This window comes from Thioalkalivibrio sp. AKL19, assembly GCF_000420165.1.
Taxonomy (GTDB): Bacteria; Pseudomonadota; Gammaproteobacteria; order Ectothiorhodospirales; family Ectothiorhodospiraceae; genus Thioalkalivibrio.
Map to the genome: position 1 here is coordinate 490,452 of NZ_ATUK01000010.1, position 20,601 is coordinate 511,052.

Annotated in this window: 18 protein-coding genes and 1 tRNA gene; 12 read left to right on the forward strand and 7 right to left on the reverse strand. The window is 68.7% G+C overall.

Annotated features, from left to right (window positions below; genetic code table 11):
• Positions 1-43 precede the first annotated feature (43 nt).
• Positions 44-1,504 carry an IMP dehydrogenase gene (gene guaB / locus F817_RS0104195; protein ID WP_024326483.1) on the reverse strand — a complete coding sequence of 487 codons (1,461 nt, stop codon included), beginning with the start codon at positions 1,502-1,504 and terminating at the stop codon, positions 44-46.
• Positions 1,505-1,696: 192 nt separating this feature from the next.
• Here guaB and F817_RS0104200 point away from each other — a divergent pair, with 192 nt between their 5' ends.
• Together F817_RS0104200 and xseA are read left to right on the forward strand one after the other, a co-directional pair.
• The gene (locus F817_RS0104200; RefSeq protein ID WP_024326484.1) at positions 1,697-2,470 is read left to right on the forward strand and encodes a DUF4197 domain-containing protein; all 774 of its coding nucleotides are present in this window, start codon (positions 1,697-1,699) and stop codon (positions 2,468-2,470) included.
• 11 nt (positions 2,471-2,481) lie between these two features.
• A complete protein-coding gene (gene xseA, locus F817_RS0104205) occupies positions 2,482-3,891 on the forward strand; it encodes an exodeoxyribonuclease VII large subunit (protein ID WP_024326485.1) in 1,410 nt (469 codons plus the stop codon).
• 361 nt (positions 3,892-4,252) lie between these two features.
• Here the strand turns inward: xseA and proB are convergent, their stop codons facing one another.
• The 4 genes from proB to rplU form a co-directional block, all read right to left on the reverse strand.
• Positions 4,253-5,386, reverse strand: coding sequence for a glutamate 5-kinase (gene proB / locus F817_RS0104210; RefSeq protein WP_024326486.1), 1,134 nt, complete (start codon positions 5,384-5,386; stop codon positions 4,253-4,255).
• On the reverse strand, positions 5,383-6,453 hold the full coding sequence (gene cgtA / locus F817_RS0104215; RefSeq protein ID WP_024326487.1) for an Obg family GTPase CgtA: 1,071 nt from the start codon (positions 6,451-6,453) through the stop codon (positions 5,383-5,385). Before cgtA ends, proB begins: the two co-directional genes overlap by 4 nt.
• A 78-nt stretch (positions 6,454-6,531) precedes the next feature.
• Positions 6,532-6,792 carry a 50S ribosomal protein L27 gene (gene rpmA / locus F817_RS0104220; RefSeq protein WP_017941884.1) on the reverse strand — a complete coding sequence of 87 codons (261 nt, stop codon included), beginning with the start codon at positions 6,790-6,792 and terminating at the stop codon, positions 6,532-6,534.
• A 29-nt stretch (positions 6,793-6,821) separates the two neighbouring features.
• Positions 6,822-7,133 carry a 50S ribosomal protein L21 gene (rplU, locus tag F817_RS0104225; protein WP_018146302.1) on the reverse strand — a complete coding sequence of 104 codons (312 nt, stop codon included), beginning with the start codon at positions 7,131-7,133 and terminating at the stop codon, positions 6,822-6,824.
• Positions 7,134-7,431: 298 nt separating this feature from the next.
• On the opposite strand from rplU, the gene ispB reads away from it, so the two are divergent.
• The 7 genes from ispB to F817_RS0104260 all read left to right on the forward strand — a co-directional run bounded on the left by ispB (position 7,432) and on the right by F817_RS0104260 (position 13,647).
• Positions 7,432-8,400, forward strand: a complete 969-nt coding sequence (ispB, locus tag F817_RS0104230; RefSeq protein ID WP_024326488.1) for an octaprenyl diphosphate synthase — start codon at positions 7,432-7,434, stop codon at positions 8,398-8,400.
• Between the two features lie 78 nt (positions 8,401-8,478).
• Positions 8,479-8,555 (forward strand) — tRNA-Pro (locus tag F817_RS0104235).
• 102 nt (positions 8,556-8,657) lie between these two features.
• Positions 8,658-9,308, forward strand: a complete 651-nt coding sequence (gene gmk, locus F817_RS0104240) for a guanylate kinase (RefSeq protein ID WP_024326489.1) — start codon at positions 8,658-8,660, stop codon at positions 9,306-9,308.
• A gap of 57 nt (positions 9,309-9,365) precedes the next feature.
• The gene (gene rpoZ, locus F817_RS0104245) at positions 9,366-9,641 is read left to right on the forward strand and encodes a DNA-directed RNA polymerase subunit omega (protein ID WP_017941888.1); all 276 of its coding nucleotides are present in this window, start codon (positions 9,366-9,368) and stop codon (positions 9,639-9,641) included.
• Positions 9,642-9,654: 13 nt separating this feature from the next.
• Positions 9,655-11,829, forward strand: a complete 2,175-nt coding sequence (gene spoT / locus F817_RS0104250; RefSeq protein WP_024326490.1) for a bifunctional GTP diphosphokinase/guanosine-3',5'-bis pyrophosphate 3'-pyrophosphohydrolase — start codon at positions 9,655-9,657, stop codon at positions 11,827-11,829.
• Positions 11,830-11,907: 78 nt separating this feature from the next.
• A complete protein-coding gene (locus F817_RS0104255; protein WP_024326491.1) occupies positions 11,908-12,984 on the forward strand; it encodes an SO_0444 family Cu/Zn efflux transporter in 1,077 nt (358 codons plus the stop codon).
• On the forward strand, positions 12,985-13,647 hold the full coding sequence (locus F817_RS0104260) for a class I SAM-dependent methyltransferase (protein ID WP_024326492.1): 663 nt from the start codon (positions 12,985-12,987) through the stop codon (positions 13,645-13,647).
• Positions 13,648-13,859: 212 nt separating this feature from the next.
• Here the strand turns inward: F817_RS0104260 and F817_RS14820 are convergent, their stop codons facing one another.
• A complete protein-coding gene (locus tag F817_RS14820; protein ID WP_369774198.1) occupies positions 13,860-14,294 on the reverse strand; it encodes a hypothetical protein in 435 nt (144 codons plus the stop codon).
• Positions 14,295-14,414: 120 nt separating this feature from the next.
• On the opposite strand from F817_RS14820, the gene F817_RS0104270 reads away from it, so the two are divergent.
• The 3 genes from F817_RS0104270 (at position 14,415) to F817_RS0104280 (ending at position 17,773) form a co-directional block, all read left to right on the forward strand.
• On the forward strand, positions 14,415-14,996 hold the full coding sequence (locus F817_RS0104270; RefSeq protein ID WP_024326494.1) for a hypothetical protein: 582 nt from the start codon (positions 14,415-14,417) through the stop codon (positions 14,994-14,996).
• The gene (locus tag F817_RS0104275) at positions 14,996-15,523 is read left to right on the forward strand and encodes a cytochrome c (protein WP_024326495.1); all 528 of its coding nucleotides are present in this window, start codon (positions 14,996-14,998) and stop codon (positions 15,521-15,523) included. The genes F817_RS0104270 and F817_RS0104275 overlap by 1 nt, the downstream gene beginning before the upstream one ends.
• A gap of 177 nt (positions 15,524-15,700) precedes the next feature.
• Positions 15,701-17,773 (forward strand): bifunctional diguanylate cyclase/phosphodiesterase, encoded by a 2,073-nt coding sequence (locus F817_RS0104280; protein ID WP_029681030.1) that lies wholly within the window; start codon positions 15,701-15,703, stop codon positions 17,771-17,773.
• 35 nt (positions 17,774-17,808) lie between these two features.
• On the opposite strand, the gene F817_RS0104285 is transcribed toward F817_RS0104280, so the two are convergent.
• Positions 17,809-20,568 (reverse strand): cation-transporting P-type ATPase, encoded by a 2,760-nt coding sequence (locus F817_RS0104285; protein ID WP_024326497.1) that lies wholly within the window; start codon positions 20,566-20,568, stop codon positions 17,809-17,811.
• Between the last annotated feature and the right edge of the window lie 33 nt (positions 20,569-20,601).

A 20,601-nucleotide genomic window follows, 5' to 3' on the forward strand; every position in this document is an offset into this window, starting at 1 on the left:
CTGCGGGACGGGAGAGGGTCGGGGACCCGGCCAGCGGGCCGGATCAGTCCATGCGGTAGTTCGGGGCTTCCTTGGTGATCGCCACGTCGTGCACGTGGCTCTCGCGCATGCCGGCGGCGGTCACGCGGACGAAATGCGGCTTGCTGCGCATCTCCTCGATGTTGTGCGCGCCGACATAGCCCATGGACGAGCGCAGCCCGCCCATCAGCTGGTAGATGATCGCGACGATGGAGCCCTTGTACGGCACGCGGCCCTCGATCCCCTCGGGCACGAACTTGTCGGCCGAGCTGTTCGGATCCTGGAAGTAGCGATCCGACGAGCCCTGCTGCATCGCGCCAAGTGATCCCATGCCGCGATAGATCTTGTAGGAGCGGCCCTGGTACAGCTCGACCTCGCCCGGGGCCTCCTCGGTGCCGGCGAACATCGAGCCCAGCATCACGCAGTCGGCGCCCGCGGCGATGGCCTTGGCCAGATCCCCGGAAAACCGCACGCCGCCGTCGGCGATCATTGGCACGCCGGTGCCCTGCAGCGCCTCGGAGACATCGGCAATGGCGGTGATCTGCGGCACGCCCACACCGGCCACGATACGGGTGGTACAGATCGATCCCGGCCCGATACCGACCTTCACGCCGTCGGCCCCGGCGGCGACCAGTGCCCTTGCGGCGTCGGCCGTGGCAATGTTGCCGCCGATCACCTGCACGTCCGGGTAGTGCTTCTTCACCCACGCGACGCGGTCCAGCACACCCTGTGAGTGGCCATGCGCGGTATCCACCACCAGGACGTCCACGCCGGCCTCGACCAGCGCGGCCACGCGCTCGTCCGTGCCATCACCCACGCCGACGGCGGCACCCACGCGCAGGCGGCCGCGCTCGTCCTTGGAGGCATTCGGGTGCTCGGTGGACTTCTGGATGTCCTTGACCGTGATCATCCCGCGCAGCTGGAAGTCATCGTTGACCACCAGTACCTTCTCGATGCGATGCTTGTGCAGCAGCTCCAGCACCAGCTCGCGGTCGGCCCCCTCGGGCACGGTAACCAGCCGGTCGCGCGGGGTCATGATCTCCGAGACCGGGGCGTTCATGCGGGTCTCGAAGCGCAGGTCGCGGGAGGTGACGATGCCCATCAGGTCGTTGCCGGAGACGATCGGCACGCCGGAGATGTGATTGGCCTCGGTCAGCGCGACCACGTCGCCGATGCTGGCATCCGGCCCGATGGTGATCGGCTCGCTGATCACGCCACTTTCGTACTTCTTGACCTGGCGGACCTCGGCGGCCTGGGCCTCGACCGACATGTTCTTGTGCACGATGCCAAGCCCGCCCTCCTGGGCCATCGCGATCGCCAGATTGGCCTCGGTGACCGTATCCATTGCCGCCGATACCACCGGGGCGGACAGGGTGATCTCCCGGGTGATCCGGGTGCTCAGATCGACATCACGCGGAACGACATCCGAATGCCCCGGGATCAGCAGAACGTCATCAAAGGTAAGGGCTTCACCGAGTATCCGCATGCACCACTCCAGGCCAGGCCCGCCGGGACGCAGGGGAGGAAATCCCGGGGGCGGATAAATAGCCCTTCAGTATAGAATTCGCACCCTCTCGCGACAAGCACATACATGCCTGCAATGGGCGGCCCGCGCACGCTACCGGAGCACCCTGATAGGATGCCGATTCACCCGGAACCCTCCGCCAGGCGAATACCCATGCCCGAACGCGCGCCAACGGCCCGGATCACCCGACGCTCCGCGCTTGCCCTGTTGCTGGCCCCCGGCCTCGGTCTGGCCACCGCATCCAGCGCCCATGCCGACTGGTGGCGCTTCGGGCAGGACATGTTCCGCTCCCTCATCACGCGCCCGCCGGAATTCTCGGGGCTCTCGACCGCGGAGCTGATCGAGGCCGTTCACGAGGCGCTGGTCATCGCGACCCACGCCGCCTCCGAGACCCTCAGCCGGCGCAACGGCTACTTCGGCAACCCGGACGTCCGCATCCCCCTGCCCGAGGTACTCGCCACCACCCGCCGCTCGCTGGGACGCCTGGGCATGGCGGCGCCGCTGGACACCCTGGAGGAGCGCATGAACCGCGCCGCCGAGGACGCGGTATGGCAGGCGCGGGAACCCTTTATCCGGGCCATCTTCGCGCTGGATCTCGACGACGCCCGCGGCATCCTGCTGGGCGACGAGGACGCCGCCACTCGCCACCTGGAAACCCACATGCGCCCGCGCCTGACCGATGCCATGCGCCCCGAAGTAGAACACAGCCTGGATGCCGTGGAGGCCATGACGACCTACCGCGAGCTGGAGTCGCGCATGCGCGACATTCCGTTCCTTGCGAACGTTCGCCTGGACCTGACCGGCCACGTGCTGGAACACACCATGAACGGTCTGTTCCACGCCATGGCCGAGGAAGAGGCTCGCCTGCGGGTCGATCCGGTCGGGCGCGGCACGGATGTCTTCCAGCGCGTCTTCAGCCGCCTTTGACCGAGAAAACCGTGAGCGAGACCCCCGTCTTTTCCGTTACCGAGCTCAACCAGTGCGCCGACGGGCTGCTGCGCGACGGGCTCGGCCTCGTGCGCGTGGAGGGCGAGGTATCGAACCTGCGTCAATACGCCTCGGGGCACCAGTACTTCTCGCTGAAGGACGAGAACGCCTCGGTGAACTGCGTACTGTTCCGCGGCAAGGCGCGCCAGGCGGCACGCTTTGCCGACGGCGACGCGGTCCAGATCCGCGGGCGCGCCGGGATCTACGGCGCCCGCGGGCAGTTCCAGATCATCGTCGAGGCCCTGCAGCCGGCGGGCGAGGGCCGGCTGCTGGCCGCCTTCCAGCGGCTCAAGGAGAAACTCGCCGCCGAGGGCCTGTTCGATGCCGGGCGCAAGCAGCCGCTGCCCGCCTGGACCCACCGCCTCGGCGTCATCACCTCCACCCAGGGCGACGTGCGTCACGACATCGAGCGCACCCTGGCCCGGCGCTTCCCGTTGCTGCTTCCGGTCACGTTCTATCCCACCGCGGTACAGGGCGCCCAGGCCGCCGGCCAGATCGTCGCCGCGCTCGAACAGGCCGCGGCCGAGGGCCGGGTCGACGTGCTCATCCTCGCCCGCGGCGGCGGCTCTCTGGAGGACCTGCAGGCGTTCAACGAGGAAAGCGTCGCACGCGCCATCGCCGCCTGCCCGATCCCGGTGGTCAGCGGCGTAGGGCACGAGACCGACACCACCATCGCCGATTTCGTCGCCGACCTGCGCGCCTCCACGCCCACCGCCGCGGCGGAGGCTGTCAGCCCGGATGCCGCTACCCTGCGCCACCAGCTGGCACGGGCCCGCGAACGCCTGACCGGGCTGCTGGGCCAGCGCATCGCACGCCACCAGCAGGCCCTGACCGCCCTGCACACGCGCCTGGAGCGCCGCCACCCGCGCCAGCTCCTGGAGCGCAATGCCCAGCGCCTCGACGATCAGCGCGAGCGCATGCTCCGCGCCTGGTCACGTCTCGAGGAACGCGCCCGGGCACGGCTGCAGCGCGCCCAGCTCCGCCTGGCCGGCGCCTCGCCCGGCAACCGCCTGGCGTCCGCCCGAATGCGCCTGGAGCACCTGAGCCAGCGCCTGGCACGGGTGCGCCCGGATCACGACATCGCCCAACGGCGCGAGGCCCTCGCGCGGCTCCAGCGGCAACTTGAGGGCGCCACCCGGCAGGCGCTCGCCACCCGCCAGCGCCACCTGGATGCCACCGCCCGCCAGCTCCGCTCCCTGGACCCGGAGGCAGTCCTGGAACGCGGCTACGCGATCCTGCAGACCCCCGCAGGCGAAGTCCTGCGCGGCGTGGACCAGACCGCACCCGGCGAGTCCCTGCGCGCCCGCCTGGCACGCGGGCGCCTGGACCTGGACGTCACCGCCGCCCACACCGACGACTGAGGCGCGGTCTCCCGGCCTTTAACCACCGACGGCACACAGACGTTCGCGTGTAACAGGAAGACGGGAAGCGCGCGAAGGGGTAAGAAGGAAGTGGGTAGCCTGGAGTCAGCACCTGCAAGGCCATCCCGGCCGCAGCGCGGCGGAGAGCCGGGATGGCCTCCGTCACGCACACCCGCACCAACGTGCCCGCCCCCACCGCCGGGAACCCGGATACCTGGTCAGCACACCCCAAATCCCGTAGGAGCGTGCTTGCACGCGAAGCCCCTGCCAGAGTCTGACGCGGGCAGGGGCTTCGCGTGCAAGCACGCTCCTACAACTGTCGTTCCACAGACCCACGCAGGACAGCGGCACCCGGTGGCGGTCAGGAGAGCAGGACGAGGTTGTCGCGATGGATCAGCTCCGGCTCCAGCAGGTAGCCGAGCTCGGCCTCGATGCGATCGGCGCGCTGGCCGTGAATGCGCTGGATCTCGCTGGCCCCGTAGTTGGTGAGGCCGCGCGCCACCGCAACCCCATCCGGACCCACACAGGTCACGACCTCGCCACGGCGGAAATCGCCCTCGACGCCGACCACCCCGACCGGCAGCAGGCTGCTGCCCGATTCGCGCAGCACGCGTGCGGCCCCGGCATCCAGCTGCAACCGCCCGCGTGAATGCAGCTGATCCGCCAGCCAGCGCTTGCGCGCCGCCAGGGGTTCGCGGTCCGGCTTCAGCCAGGTGCCCAGTGCCTCGCCCTTCAGCACCCGCCCCATCACCTGCGCCTCGCGGCCGGAGGCGATCACGGTATGCGTGCCGGAGCGGGCCGCGCGCTCGGCGGCCAGCAGCTTGGTCGCCATGCCGCCGCGCCCGAGGCGTCCGAAGTCGGCCGCCACGTAACGGTGCAGCTCGGCATCCGAGGCCCGGCCCTCGTGGATCAGTTTCGCATCCGCATGCTTGCGCGGATCGCGGTCGAACAGGCCGTCCTGGTCGGTCAGGATCAGCAGCAGATCGGCCACCACCAGGTTCGCGACCAGCGCGGCCAGGGTGTCGTTGTCACCCAGCCGGATCTCTTCGTAGGCCACGGTGTCGTTCTCGTTGACCACCGGGATCGTGCCCATCTCCAGCAGCGCCTGCATGGTGCTGCGGGCATTCAGGTAGCGTGAGCGATCGGCCAGGTCGTCGTGGGTCAGCAGGACCTGCGCGGCGTGCAGGTCGTGGCTGGCGAACTCGCGTTCGTAGGCCTGCACCAGCCCCATCTGCCCGACCGCCGCGGCCGCCTGCACGTGGTGCAGCTGATGCGGGCGCTCGGTCATGCCCAGCCGGCGCATGCCCTCGGCCACCGCGCCGCTGGAGACCAGGATCACCTCCAGGCCACGCCGGCGCAGCGCCGCGATCTGGTGCGCCCAGGACTCCAGCGCCGGGCGGTCCAGCCCGGCGCCATCGGCGGTGATCAGGGCACTACCGATCTTCACCACCACCCGGCGAATGGCCGGGAGGTCGCGCAGGTCCGCCGCTGTCACGCGGGGTCCTCCGGGTTGGCGATCGCGTCACGCCGGCCGGCCTCGGCCGCCGCCTGCGCCGTCTCCTCCATGTGGCGCATGACGGCCTGCAGCAGGGCATCCACGCCCTCGCCGGTCGCCGCGGAGATCGTGAACACCGGATGTCCCTCGCCCTGGTCCGCGCGCACGCGCTCGACCAGGGCCGCCAGGTCCTCGGGGTCCAGAAGCTCCTTCTTGTTCAGCACGATCCAGCGCGGCAGCGTGGCCAGCTGGTCACTGTGGTGCTCCAGCTCGGTGATCGCGGTGCGCAGATCCACCAGCGGGTCGGCCTCCGGGTCCGGCGGCGCCACGTCCACCACGTGCAGCAGCAATCGGGTACGGGCCAGGTGCTTGAGGAAGCGCGTGCCCAGACCCGCGCCCTCGGCCGCGCCCTCGATCAGGCCCGGGATATCGGCGATCACGAAGCTCTGGTTCACGCCGATGCGTACCACCCCCAGCTGCGGGATCAGGGTGGTGAACGGATAGTCCGCAATCTTGGGGCGCGCCGCCGAGGCCCGTGCCAGCAGCGTGGACTTGCCCGCGTTCGGCAGACCCAGCAGGCCGACATCGGCCAGCACCATCAGCTCCAGCGACAGCTTGCGCAGCTCGCCGGGGGTGCCCGGCTTGCTCTGGCGCGGGGCCTGGTTGGTGGAGGACTTGTAGCGCGTGTTGCCCAGCCCGTGGAAGCCCCCTTGCGCGACCAGCAGCCGCTGGCCCTCGTGGGTCACGTCGCCGAGGATCTCGTCGGTCTCGGCATCGCGCACCTGGGTACCGACCGGTACCGCGATCTCCAGATCCTCGCCGGAGGCCCCGGTGCGCTGGCGACCCATGCCGTTCTCGCCGCGCTGGGCATCAAAGCGCCGCTGGTAGCGGAAGTCGGCCAGGGTATTCAGGCCCTCGTCGCCCACCAGCCACACGGAGCCGCCATCCCCGCCGTCGCCCCCGTCGGGTCCGCCAAAGGGGATGTACTTCTCGCGGCGGAAGCTGACACAGCCGTTTCCGCCGTCGCCGGCCTTTACGGTAATGGTGGCCTCGTCGATGAACTTCATTGCTTGCTTCCCGCAGTACAGAACAAAAAAAGCCCCGTCGAACGGGGCTTTTCGCGAACGCTTCGCTGTCCGGCCGGCTTACTGCTGCGGCTGGATGCTCACGAAACGACGGTTGTGCGGACCGCCCACCTTGAAGACGACCTGGCCGTCGACCTTGGCGAACAGCGTATGGTCCTTGCCACAACCCACGCCCTCGCCGGGATGATACTGCGTCCCGCGCTGGCGAACGAGGATGTTGCCGGCGCGCACGACCTGACCGCCGAAGCGCTTCACGCCAAGGCGTTTGCTCTCGGAATCGCGCCCGTTGCGGGTACTCCCGCCTGCCTTCTTATGTGCCATGGTTCAGCTCTCCTGAATGCCTGCGCCGATCAGCCGGCGATGCCGGTGATACGCACGGTGGTGTAGTGCTGGCGGTGTCCCATCTGCTTCTGGGAATGCTTGCGCCGCCGGAATTTCATGATGTGGATCTTCTTGGCGCGGCCATGGTCCTCGACCTTGGCGGTGACCTTGCCACCGTCCACCAGCGGGGCCCCGACGCGGACATCGTCACCCGCACCGACCATCAGCACCTGGTCGAATTCGACCTCGGAACCGGCCTCGGCCTCGAGCTTTTCGATGCGAATCACGTCGCCTTCGGCGACGCGGTACTGTTTACCACCTGTTGCGATGATCGCGTACATTTCCCTGGGACTCCGTTGCGATACCTTGTGTGGACCAGCCGACTGGGACTGGTCTCGCGAAAGGGCGGAAATGCTAGCAGCGCTTCCTGCCCGGGTCAATGCCGGGAAGCGGCCAGGCCACGGGAACGCTCAATGGACGGGCACACGCTGGACACCCCGTTTTTTCGATCCGGGGCGCGCGGCAACGGCCCTTGGCCCACTCTGCCCGCGCACCGCTCCGGCGCGCGCCCGAACTTGTACATTGGGCAGCGTTTCCCTAGCATGCCTTCGCCCCTTACGACCCGGCTTGCCTACCCCCATGTCCATTGATGCGATCCGAGAACTGGCGGCCGACGACATGCAGGCCGTCGACCAGTGCATCCGCGAACGCCTCAGCTCGCCGGTGGTACTGATCAACCAGCTCGGGCACTACATCATCCACTCGGGCGGCAAGCGCCTGCGCCCCCTGCTGGCCACCCTGTCGGCGCGCGCCTGCCGGGTAAAGGGGCAGGACCCGGTCACGCTGGCAGCGGTCGTGGAATTCATCCACACCGCGACACTGCTGCACGACGACGTGGTGGACGCCTCCGAGCTGCGCCGCGGCAACGAGACCGCCAACCATATCTTCGGCAACGAGGCCGCCGTCCTGGTCGGCGACTTCCTCTACTCGCGCGCGTTCGAAATGATGGTCGAGGTCGGCTCGATGCGGGTCATGGAGATCCTCTCCCACGCGACCAACGTGATCGCCGAGGGCGAGGTGATGCAGCTGATGAACTGTCACGACGCCGGGGTCGACGAGCAACGCTACATGCACGTGATCCAGTCGAAGACCGCCAAGCTGTTCGAGGCCGCCTGCCAGCTGGGTGCCATCCTGGGCGAGCGCCCGGAGACCGAGGAACAGGCCCTGGCGCATTACGGCATGCATCTGGGCACGGCCTTCCAGCTCGTCGATGACGTACTCGACTATTCCTCCAATGACGCGGTGACCGGCAAGCGCATGGGTGACGACCTCGCCGAGGGCAAGCCCACGCTGCCGCTGATTCATGCGCTGCGCGTGGGCACGCCCGACCAGGAGGCCATTGTGCGCCGCGCGATCGAGGACGGCGGCCGCGACCAGGTGGATGCCGTGCTGCAGGTGGTGCACGCAACCGACGGCCTGGCCTACACCCGCTCGCGCGCCGAGGCCGAAACCGACGCCGCGATCGAGGCAATCTCCACGCTGCCCGACTCCCCGCACCGTCAGGCCCTGATCGACCTGGCCCGGTTCGCCGTCGGCCGCAACCACTGATCGGGACGGCCGAACCATTTTCACCGCCCGGGGGCATGGACAGCCCCGAAGAGGCTCGGCATAATAGCGGGCTCGGTTCGGAGTGTAGCTCAGCTTGGTAGAGCACTGCCTTCGGGAGGCAGGGGTCGAAGGTTCGAATCCTTTCACTCCGACCAACCTTCTTCTTGACCCTGGATCTCCGGCCTGTGGCCCGCTGCAAACGGCCCGCCCCGGAGACCGCCAGGTCCCGATCACGTTCAGGTCCCGCGGACACGTCCATGACCGCCAATGCCCCGGCCGCTCGCGGCACTCTCTACATCGTTTCCGCTCCGTCCGGCGCCGGCAAGACCAGCCTGGTCGCCGCCCTGCTGGAGTCGGTGGAAGCCGTGGAAGTCTCGGTCTCGCACACCACACGCAAACCGCGCGCCAGCGAGGTCAACGGGCAGCACTACCACTTCGTCACCGCCGAGACCTTCCTCGGGATGATCGAGGACGGTCAGCTGCTGGAACACGCCAAGGTCTTCGACAACTTCTACGGGACCGCACGGGCCAGTGTCGACGAACGCCTGGACGCCGGCATGGACGTGATTCTGGAGATCGACTGGCAGGGCGCGCGCCAGGTGCGCGCGGCCGTGCCGGACGCCCACTCCATCTTCATCCTGCCGCCCTCGCGCGACGAGCTGGAACGCCGCCTGCGCGGCCGCGGCCAGGACGAGGAAGACGTGATCCAGCGCCGCCTGCGCGACGCCGAATCCGACTGCACGCATTTCCGCGAGTACGACTACACCGTGGTCAATGCCGATTTTGACCAGGCCGTGCGCGACCTGGCCTGTATCTTCCGCGCCAATCGCCTGCGCACCGTGGAACAGGAGTTCCGATCCGCACCCACGATCGGGAATCTGTTGGCGGGGGCGCCGGGGTCGGCGTAACATGCTGGAGTGTAGTTCGCTACACTCGTTTCAAGAATTTACTGACCGGAGTATCCGATGGCACGCGTCACCGTCGAGGACTGCCTCGAGAATGTCGAAAACCGCTTTCAACTGGTGCTGATGGCCGCCCGCCGGGCCCGTCACATCGCCCACGGCAAGGAAGCGCGTGTCCCCGAGGACAACGACAAGCCCACGGTAATCGCCCTGCGCGAGATCGCTGCCGGCGTGGTCGGCACCGAGGTGTTCGACGAACACGATGAACGGCCCCAGAACCAGATGCTGGACTTCAGCACCATCCGCCATCTGGAACAGCTGGAAGCCGACGAACGCTAGGAGAGGGTTTTCAATGGCCGCTGGGCAGCCAGCCGCGCCCGGGGCCGTCTCGACGGCAACGGGCGACTCGACCCGATTCCTGATCAGCGATTTGTGTTCCGAGCTCGAGGCCTATCTCGAGCCGGGCGAGGTCGAGGAGGTTTATCGCGCCTACCTCCTGGGCGCGGAGTCCCACGAAGGCCAGACCCGAAAGACCGGCGAACCCTACATCTATCACCCGCTCGCCGTGGCCCGCACCATGGCCGAGATGCGGATGGATCACCAGGCGATCAGCGCCGCCATCCTGCATGACGTGATGGAGGACACCGCCACCAGCAAGGACCGCATCCATGCCGAGTTCGGCGAGGAGGTCGCGGAGCTGGTGGACGGCGTTTCCAAGCTGACCCACCTGCAGTTCCAGTCCAAGGCCGAGGCCCAGGCGGAGAACTTCCGCAAGATGATGCTGGCGATCACCCGCGACATCCGGGTGATCCTGATCAAGCTGGCCGACCGTCTGCACAACATGCGCACCCTCGGCGTAATGCGCCCGGACAAGCGCCGCCGCATCGCCAAGGAAACCCTGGAGATCTACGCCCCGATCGCGCAGCGCCTGGGCATGAATGCCATGCGCCGCGAGCTGGAGGCGCTCGGGTTTTCCGCCAAGCATCCCTGGCGCGCCGCGGTGCTGGAACGCGCGGTGCACCGCGCCGGGGGCAACCGCCGGGAGCCGATGCGCAACATCGAGCAGGCGATTTGCTCGCGCATGGAGGCCGCCGGCATCGTCGGACGCATCTCCGGGCGCGAGAAGGGCCTGTACAGCATCTACCGCAAGATGCGCGACAAGCACCACTCGTTCGAGGACGTGTTCGACGTCTTCGCCATCCGCATCATCGTCGACGACGTGGATACCTGCTATCGCTCCCTGGGCGTGGTGCACAACCTCTACAAGCCGGTACCGGGGCGTTTCAAGGACTACATCGCGATCCCCAAGTCCAACGGCTACCAGTCGCTGCACACCATCCTGTTCGGCCCGCAGGGCGTGCCCATCGAGGTCCAGATCCGCTCGACCGAGATGGACCGCGTGGCCGAGAGCGGCATCGCCGCGCACTGGCAGTACAAGGCCGGCGGCGAGTCCACCCGCACCGCCCAGAGCCGGGCCCGCGAGTGGCTGAAGGACGTGCTCGAGATCCAGAACAGCGTGGGCAACTCCATCGAGTTCCTGGAGAACGTCAAGGTCGATCTCTTCCCCGACGAGGTCTACACCTTCACCCCCGGCGGCGACATCCTCGTCCTGCCGCGCGACGCCACCCCGATCGACTTCGCCTACGCCGTGCACTCGGATGTCGGCAATCGCTGCGTAGCGGCCAAGATCGACCGCCAGCTGGCACCCCTGTCGGTGCGCCTGCAAAGTGGCCAGACAGTGGAGATCGTCACCTCGCCCGGCGCCCGCCCCAACCCGGCCTGGCTGTCGTTCGTGGTCACCGGCAAGGCCCGCACCGGCATTCGCCACTGCCTGAAGTCCATGCAGTCCGAAGAGGCCCGCACCCTTGGCGAACGCCTGCTGGAGAAGGCCCTGGAATCCCTGGAGACCAGCCTCGCCCGCATCTCGCCGGCCCGCCTGGATCAGATGCTCGACGCGATGCAACTGGAGGACCTGGACGCACTGCTGATCGATATCGGCCTGGGCAACCGCATGGCCTCACTGGTGGCCCGCCAGATGGTGGGCAAGGAAACCCCCGAGCCCGCGACCGACGCGCCCCCCACCACCCTGGCGGTCAAGGGCACCGAGGGGCTGGTACTGAACTACGCCCGCTGCTGTCACCCGATCCCCGGCGACCCGATCATCGGCCAGCTGAGCGCCGGGCGCGGCCTGGTGGTCCACCGCGAGAACTGCCGCAACGTGCTGCACGAAAGTCGCGACCGCGGCGACCGCACGATTGCGCTGGAATGGTCCCACGAGCCCCAGCTGCAGTTCACCGCCGCCGTGCGCACCCGCACCGCCAACCGCCGCGGGGCCCTGGCCGACATGGCCGCGGTCATCGCGGACCATGGCTCCAACATCGAGCACATCTCGTTCAACGAGCAGGACGGCCATTCCACCGCGATGACCTTCCTGCTGACGGTGCGCGACCGCCAGCACCTGGCCCAGATCATGCGCGGCCTGCGGCGGCTGTCCGACGTCCTGCGCATCTCGCGCCAGCGCGGCTGACACGCGCCGCACCCGCTGATCCGCCACCCGGCGGCCGGGCTTCTTGCAGGCGCCCCGTGCGCAGCGGAAGATCGAGGCATGATCGCCGACATCCTCAACGAAACCCTGGGCGTCGCACTCACCGCGGCGCCCTGGTTGTTGCTGGGTCTGCTGGCCGCCGGCGCGGTCAAGGCCCTGATCCCGGAGGCCGCCCTGCAGCGCTGGCTCGGCGGCGCCGGCCTGGCGGCCACCGCGCGCGCCGCCGTGGTCGGAGCACCGTTGCCGCTTTGTTCCTGCGGGGCCATCCCCACCGCCCTGGCCCTGCATCGTGGCGGCGCCGGTCGCGGGCCCACCACCGCCTTCCTGATCGGAACGCCGGGTGTCGGCGCGGACTCGCTGGCCATCAGCTATGCCCTGCTGGGCCCGGTAATGGCCGTGGCCCGCGCCCTTGGCGCCATCCTCACGGCCATCACGACAGGGTTACTGGTGGGGCGCACACGCGCCGCGACGGAGCACCCGGAGGCAACCGGGGCCGAACCCGACACCTGCGGCGGATGTTGCGGGACCGACACGGACTGCGCCACGCCCGAAGCCCCGGAACGTCTCCCCGCGCGACTCCGCAGCGGACTGCACTACGCCTTCCACGACGTGCTCGACGATATCCGCCTGTGGCTGGTGATCGGCCTGCTGGTCGCCGGCGCCCTGCTCGCCCTGGTCCCGCCGGCCACCCTGGCCGCCTGGGGCTCGGGCCTGCCGGCCATGCTCGTAATGGCCGTCATTGGCATCCCGATGTACCTGTGCGCGACCGCCGCCACGCCCATCGCCGTGGGTCTGATCGCGGCCGGGGTCTCGCCCGGCACGGTGCTGGTGTTCCTGCTGGCCGCGCCGATCACCAGCCTGGCGACGCTGGGCGTGTTCCGCCGCGAACTCGGCACCCCGGCGCTGGTGCTCTACCTGGCCGGAATCGCAGCCACCACCATCGCGCTGGGGCTCGCCCTGGACGCCGGACTGGCCCGCACCGGGGTTGACGTCGCCACCCAGATGGGCGCCGCCGGCGAATTGCTGCCCGCCTGGCTCGAGTGGAGCGCCCTGATCATCCTGATCGTCCTGGCCACACCGGTCCTGCGCCGGTGGCTGGACCGCCTGATCCCTCATCCACACCCGCGGAGTGCGTGAATGTCCAATCGTTCCATCGGACTCGATGAACCGCTGTACCACTACCTCCTGGAGCACTCGTTGCGCGAGCCCGACGTACTGGCGCAGCTGCGCGCCGAGACGGCCAACCTGCCGGAGGCGAACATGCAGATCGCCCCGGAGCAGGGACAGTTCATGGCCCTGCTGGCGAAGCTCATGGGCGCACGGCGCTACCTGGAGATCGGCACCTTCACCGGCTACAGTGCCCTGGCCATCGCCCTCGTCCTGCCGGAGGACGGCGAGGTCGTCACCCTGGACAAGAGCGCGGACTGGACCGCCTCGGCCCGGCGCTACTGGGAGCGCGCCGGGGTCGCCGGACGCATCCGGCTCGAGCTGGGCGAGGCCCGCAACACGCTGCAGGCACTGGAGGCCACCGGCGAGACCGGTCGCTTCGATCTGGCCTTCATCGATGCCGACAAGACCGGCTACCCCGACTATTTCGAACACTGCCTGCGCCTGGTACGCCGGGGCGGCCTGATCCTGATCGACAACACCCTGTGGCACGGAACCGTCGCCGACCCGGACGACCAGCGCGGCGACACCCGCGCGATCCGCGCCTTCAACGACGCCCTGCATCACGACGAACGCATCGACCTCTCGCTGGCCCCCATCGGCGACGGCCTGACCCTGGCCCGCCGCCGCTGAAACCGACGCGGCTCTGGATTCACCACAGAGAACACGGAGAAGGGACCGGTCAAGGTCAAGGACGATCTACAGGAAGACGCGAAGATTGGAAGATGGAATGGGTAGCCCAGGGGCCAGCAACGCATTGCTCATTCAGAATTTCTTCCCGTCTTCCCATCTTCCTGTGAATCGCTTTTTTGGGGCCCGAAGATTGCTACGGGCCGCGGGAAGCGTTACAGGCAAAGGCCGCTGTCGCCAAGGCCACGGCGGCAGATGGCACGGCGCTCCACAGACTGCACCACCCAGCCCGCCTCGACCTCGTCCAGCTCCAGGCGGAATTCGTAGGCACTGACGGCGTCGTCGCGCAGCCCGGTCAGGTGGACCTCCGCGCGTTCCGGGCGTGGCTGGTCGATCTCCAGACCGGCATAGTCGACCGCCAGACCGGAGGCCCAGCGGCTGGCCGCCAGCCACTCCAACACGGCGGCACCGGGCATGACCTCCGGCTCCAGCGACGGCACCGGCCGAGCCTCGAAGGCCGTCGGCGCGGGCGCCCATCCTTCGGGCGATCCCGCGGCCGTGGCGTCGGCCTCCGGCCCCGGAGCGGACGTGACGCAGCCAGCCAGAAGCAACGCCAGCCCGCCCCCTGCAATCTGCCTCTTCCCGTGCATCGCGTGGCCTTCCTCGCAAATCATCATGTCCCGGGAAACATACCGGAGCACAAAACGTCCTACCATGACAGATATACATCATCGGTCGGCCGCCCCGCGGCGACCCTGGAGGTTCCCATCATGAAAGTGCTCGAACTGCGCCCGATCCTGCTGACCGGACTGTGCAGCCTGATGCTCGCCGCAAGCCCCGTGTACGCCGCCGACCACGAGACCCACGCAGGGGACGGCACCACGGTCAGCGACGAACAGGAAACGGCGGCGGAGGACGACGCCACCGTTAGCGAGATGGAGGAACTGCGCGAGTCGTGGGCCGAGGCCCGCGAGGAGCTCCAGGAAGAAGGCGAAGAGGTGGGCGAGGCGACCCGCTCGCGCACCCGCGAGACCCTGGACGCGATGGACCGCGAACTGAGCCGTCTGGGTGACAACATCCGCGAGGGCTGGGATGACCTGAGTGATGCAACCCGCGAACGCCGCGAACAGGCCTATGACGGCCTGGTCGAGGAGCGTGACCGCCTGGCCGAGTGGTCCGGCGACATGCGCGAGCGGTCCTCCGGCGCCTGGGGCGGTATTCGCGAAGGCGCCCGCGATGCCTGGGGCGGCATCCGCGACGGCTCGCGCAAGGCCTGGGGCTCGGTGCGCGATGCCTTCCGCGCGGACGACGAGCCGGCCGACGGTACCGGCGAGCGGGACATCCAGGACTGATGCCGGGCCAGCGTGCGATGCGCGCCGGGTTCGCCGGCGCGGTGCTGTTCCTGTCCGTCGCCGCCCTCACGGGCTGCGACGGGTTTGACGGGGCCTCCTCCGGGACACCCGACCACCTCGAGCGCACCACGGACCCGGAGGTCCTCCAGCGCGGGGAACACCTCTACCAGGAGCACTGCATCGCCTGCCACGGGGCCCAGCGCGAGGGCGCCGAGAACTGGCGCCAGCGCAACCCCGACGGCACCCTGCCGCCGCCCCCTCTGGATGGCAGTGCCCACACCTGGCACCACCCCTACTGGCAGCTGAAGGACATGATCCGCTATGGGGCCGAGGCGCGTGGCGGGGCCATGCCCAGCTTCGAGGACACGCTCTCGGAGGAGGACGTCGAGGCGATCATCGCCTGGCTGCAATCGCACTGGCCAGACGAGATCTTCGAGGCCTGGAAACGCTACGACCGCAACCATCCGACCCAGGCGGACTGGGAGGAGGCCATGGGCGAACCCTGGGTCACCCACCCCGACGATTGATGCGTAGCTCCCGCCGTGGCCCTACAATAGCCACGGAATGGCACGGCCCGCGCCCCCGTCTTCCGGATGAGACGCCACCGCGCATACCGGCTGGCAGGGAACGCAGCGTAATCAAGACGGCCGGGAGTGGCCCATGCAGGACATCCAGAAGTGCAAACACCGTCTCGCCACCCGGGGGTGCGTGTGAATCGACGCGCGCACGACTTCGCGGCGGATAGCGAACGGGACCGCTTGCAGACACTGGTCGAGCAGGAGCGCGTGGCACGCCGCCAGGCCGAGACCCTCGCCGAGACCCGCCTGCAGGACGTCTACGCCAAGCAGCAGCAGATCGAGCTGCTCAACACCATTGCCTCCACGGCCAACCAGTCGGACTCCATCGCCCATGTGCTGCGCGCGGCGCTGGCGGCGATCGGTCGCTATCTCGACTGGCCCGTGGGGCATGCCTACCTGGCCCGGCATAACGAGAAAACCGGCTACAGCCAGCTGACCCCCACCGGCATCTGGCATCTGGCCTGCGCAGAACCGATCAGCGCATTCCGCGACAGCACCGAGAACATGACCTTTGCCAGCGACGAGGGCCTGCCCGGCCGCGTCCTCGGCAACAGCGAACCGGCCTGGATCGAAGACTTGTCCGCGGACGACAACTTCCCGCGCGCGCCACAGGCGGCGGCCAGCGGCCTGCGCTCCGGGTTCGCCTTCCCGGTCATGGTCGGCCAGGAGGTCGCCTGCGTCCTCGAGTTCTTCGCCACCGAGCGCACCACCACCGACCCCGATCTGCTCCGGCTGATGTGGCAGATCGGCGTGCAGCTCGGCCGCGTCATCGAGCGCAACCGCCACGAGGAACGCCTGCTCCACAATGCGTCCCACGACCAACTGACCGGGCTTCCCAACCGGCGCCTGTTCCACGACCGGCTGGCCCATGCCATTGCCCGCGCCACGCGCGAACCCTTCAACCTGTTCGCGGTGCTGTTCGTGGACATCGACCGCTTCAAGGTCGTCAACGACAGCCTGGGCCACCCGGCCGGCGACGAACTGCTGGTGCGGGTCGGGCGACGCCTGCTGAACGCCCTGCGCCAGAACGACACCGTTTCGCGGCCCAAGGGGGACGACGCGACCCGCCCGGACGACACCCTCGCGCGCCTGGGCGGCGACGAATTCACCATCCTGCTGGAGGGCCTGCACGAACCGGTGGACGCCCTGCGTGTGGCCGAACGCCTGCAGGCCGTGCTGCACGAGCCGTTCTCCCTCTCCGGGCAGGACGTCTACGTAACCGTCAGCATCGGCATCGCCACCCGGCCCTACGGCCAGAGCTGCCCCATCCGGGCGAATGGCGAGGTGGACGACCCGGCCCGACCGGCCACGCCCGACGACCTGATGCGCGAGGCGGACATGGCGATGTACCGCGCGAAGTCGCTGGGCAAGGCCCGTTGCGAATTCTGCGACCCGGGCATGCAGACCCAGGCGCTGCAAAGTCTGGCGCTGGAGACCGACCTGCGCCACGCGGTGGAACGCGGCGACTTCATCGTCCACTTCCAGCCCATCATGTCCCTCGCCGAGGACCGCATCACCGGCTTCGAGGCCCTGGTACGCTGGGAGCGCAATGGCGAACTGGTACCGCCCGACCACTTCATCCCGATCGCCGAGGACACCGGGCAGGTCCACCTGATCGACATGCTGGTGTTCTACACCGCCTGCCGGCAGCTGATGCAGTGGAACACCGAGTTCCCGGACACACCGCTGACCATCAGCACTAACCTCTCGGCCCGCCAGCTCACACGACCGGAACTGGTCGACGAGGTGCAGACCATACTCGAGGGCACGGGCGCCCCGGCCGCACAGGTTCGCCTGGAGATCACCGAGACGGCGACCCTCGGCAACTTGGACGAACTGATCGAGACCCTGCACCGCCTGAAGGCGCTGGGCGTCAGCCTGGCAATGGACGACTTCGGCACGGGCTACTCGTCGCTCAGCTACCTGCACCGCCTGCCGCTGGACATCCTCAAGATCGACCGCAGCTTCGTGGCCGGGCTGGATCGCGACGAATACAGCCAGCGTCTCGTGCAGACCGTGATCCACATGGCCCGCAACCTGGGTCTTGAGGCCGTGGCCGAGGGCGTGGAGAGCCACACCCACGCCGCGACGCTGCGTGCCCTCGGCTGCACCTTCGCGCAGGGCTACTACTATTCCCCGCCGGTGGATGCAGCACGGGCCGGCGCACTACTGGACGCCCCGGGCCGGACGCGCCTTTGACGCCCGCGGGCCTGCCGCAAGCAAAAGCAAGGCCCTCAGACAGCCTGCAGCGCCACACCGCGCCGGCGCGCCAGCACCCGGCGCACCACCAGCTTCTCCAGCTCCACAATCACGAACACCGCCAGACCAAAAGCCAGAATACGCGCCCAGTCGTCAGCACCAATCGCCGTGGTACCGAACAGCGTGTGCAGCAACGGCACGTAGGTAAACGCCAGCTGCAGCAGCACCAGCACCCCGATCGCCAGCCACATAGCGCGCGAACGGAACAGCTCGCCGCGCGGCAGGACCGGCTGGTGGATCAACCGGAGGTTCAGCAGGTAGAACGCCTGCCCCGCCACCAGGGTGTTGATCGCCACGGTGCGCGCGACCTCGTCGGCCACCCCGGCCACCATCTCCATGTAGACGAAATGTCCGAAGGTCCCGGCCCATAGCAGCAGCGCGACAAACGGGATGCGCCAGAGCAGGAAGCCGGACAGCAGCGGCGTATCCGGGGCGCGCGGCGGACGCTGCATCACGCCCGGCTCCGCGCGCTCGAAGGCCAGCGCCATCGCCAGCGTCACCGAGGTGACCATGTTGACCCACAGCACCTGCACCGGGGTCAGCGGCAGGGCCAGCCCCATCAGGATCGCCATCATGATGGTCAGCGACTGTCCGGCGTTGGTCGGCAGCATGTGCAGGATGGCCTTGCGGATATTGTCGTAGACCGTGCGGCCCTCCTCGACCGCATGGGCGATGGAGGCAAAGTTGTCATCCGCCAGCACCATCTCCGATGCCTCCTTGGCCGCCTCGGTGCCCTTGCCACCCATGGCCACACCGACATCCGCCCGCTTCAGCGCCGGGGCATCATTGACCCCGTCCCCGGTCATCGCCACGATGCGCCCGCCCTGCTGCAGGGCCCGCACCAGGCGCAGCTTGTGCTCCGGCGAGGTCCGCGCAAAGACATCCGTGCGCTCCGCAAGCTCCGCCAGATCGGCATCGTCCAGCGCATCCAGCTCGTGACCGGCGCGTGCCTCGGCCTCGCGCCCCAGGCCGAGCTGCTCGCCGATCGCCCGCGCCGTTGCCAGGTGGTCGCCGGTGATCATCTTCACGTCGATACCGGCCGCGCGGCAGTCGGCCACCGCACGGATCGCCTCGTCGCGTGGCGGGTCGATGATCCCCAGCAATGCCAGCAGGGTGAAGCCACCAGTCTCGACATCGTCAAAGCGCAGCTCGCCTCCATTGGGTTCGGCCTCGCGTACCGCGACCGCCAGCAGGCGCTGGCCCCGGGCCGCCACGTCCTCCATCCCCGCATGCCAGCATTCCGCATCCAGCGCCGCCCGGGTGTGGCCATCCACCTGCTGCTCGCTGCAAAGCTCCAGCACGCGCTCGGGCGCCCCCTTCAGGAAGATCCGGGCATGGCCCTCGTGGTCATGGTGCAGCGTGGCCATGTAGCGGTGATCCGACTCGAACGGGATCACGTCGGTGCGCGGCAGGCGTTCGCCTTCCAGGTGCGGATCCAGCCCGGCCTTGCGCGCGAGGGTAATCAGGGCGCCCTCGGTCGGGTCGCCCTCCATCACCCAGTCGCCATCCCTCTCGTAGAGCCGCGCATCGTTGCACAGCAACCCCACCCGCAGGACCTCCCGCAACAATGGGTCGTCTTCCGGGTCGACATCGCGGTCGTCCTCGGAGAAATGCCCCTGCGGCGCGTAGCCGACGCCACTGACATGGATCTCGCGAGTGGCCGTGCGCAGGGTCTGCGCGGTCATCTCGTTGCGTGTGAGCGTGCCGGTCTTGTCGGAGCAGATCGCGGAGACCGAACCCAGGGTCTCCACCGCCGGCAGGCGGCGGATGATGGCATTGCGCCGCGCCATCTTCTGCACCCCGATGGCCAGTGCGATGGTCATGATCGCGGGCAGCCCCTCGGGGATGGTCGACACCGCCAGGCTCGCCGCGGCCAGGAACATCTCGTCCAGCGGATAGCTGCGCACCCAGAAACCGAAGGCGAAGGTGGCCATCGCGATCACCACGATCACCGCCGCCAGCCAGCGGCCAAACTGCTCCATCTGCCGGACCAGCGGCGTCTCCAGTCCCTCGACCTCGCCGAGCATGGTGGAGATGCGCCCGATCTCGGTGTGCTCGCCAGTAGCCACCACCACGCCCGTACCACGACCAAAGGCCACCAGCGTTCCGGAGAACGCCATGCCGCGGCGGTCTCCAAGGTCCGCGTCCGGTTCCACTGCGGCGGTATCCTTCTCCACCGCCACCGACTCCCCGGTCAGCACCGCCTCTTCCAGGCGCAGGTTCTTGACCTCGAACAGGCGCAGATCGGCGGGTACCCGATCCCCGGCCTGCAGATGCACGACATCCCCGGGCACCAGCTGCTCGGCCGGGATCTCGCGGCGCTCGCCCCCGCGTGTGACCAGCGCACGCGGGGAGAGCATGCGACGAATGGCGTCCAGCGCCTTTTCCGCCTTGCCCTCCTGGACGAATCCGATCAGCGTGTTGATCAGGACCACGGCCAGGATCACGCCGGTATCCACCCAGTGGCCCAGCAGCGCCGTCCCCAGTGCCGCCACCAGCAGGATATAGATCAGCACATTGTGGAAATGGCGCAGGAAGCGTCGGAGAACGCCGGCCCGTTCGGGCGGGCGCAACTGGTTGGGACCGTAGTGGGCCAGACGCTCCTCGGCCGTGTCAGCCGTCAGGCCCTCGCGCGCAGACCCCCAATGCTCGAGGGCCTCCTCCGCCTTCCGGCCGTGCCATGCGGGGGGCTCCTGGGTCTCGCCCGGATCGGTGGGGTCGGGGGCTTCGGCCATGGGCAACGCCTTTTTGTATCTACGTCGCCCCAT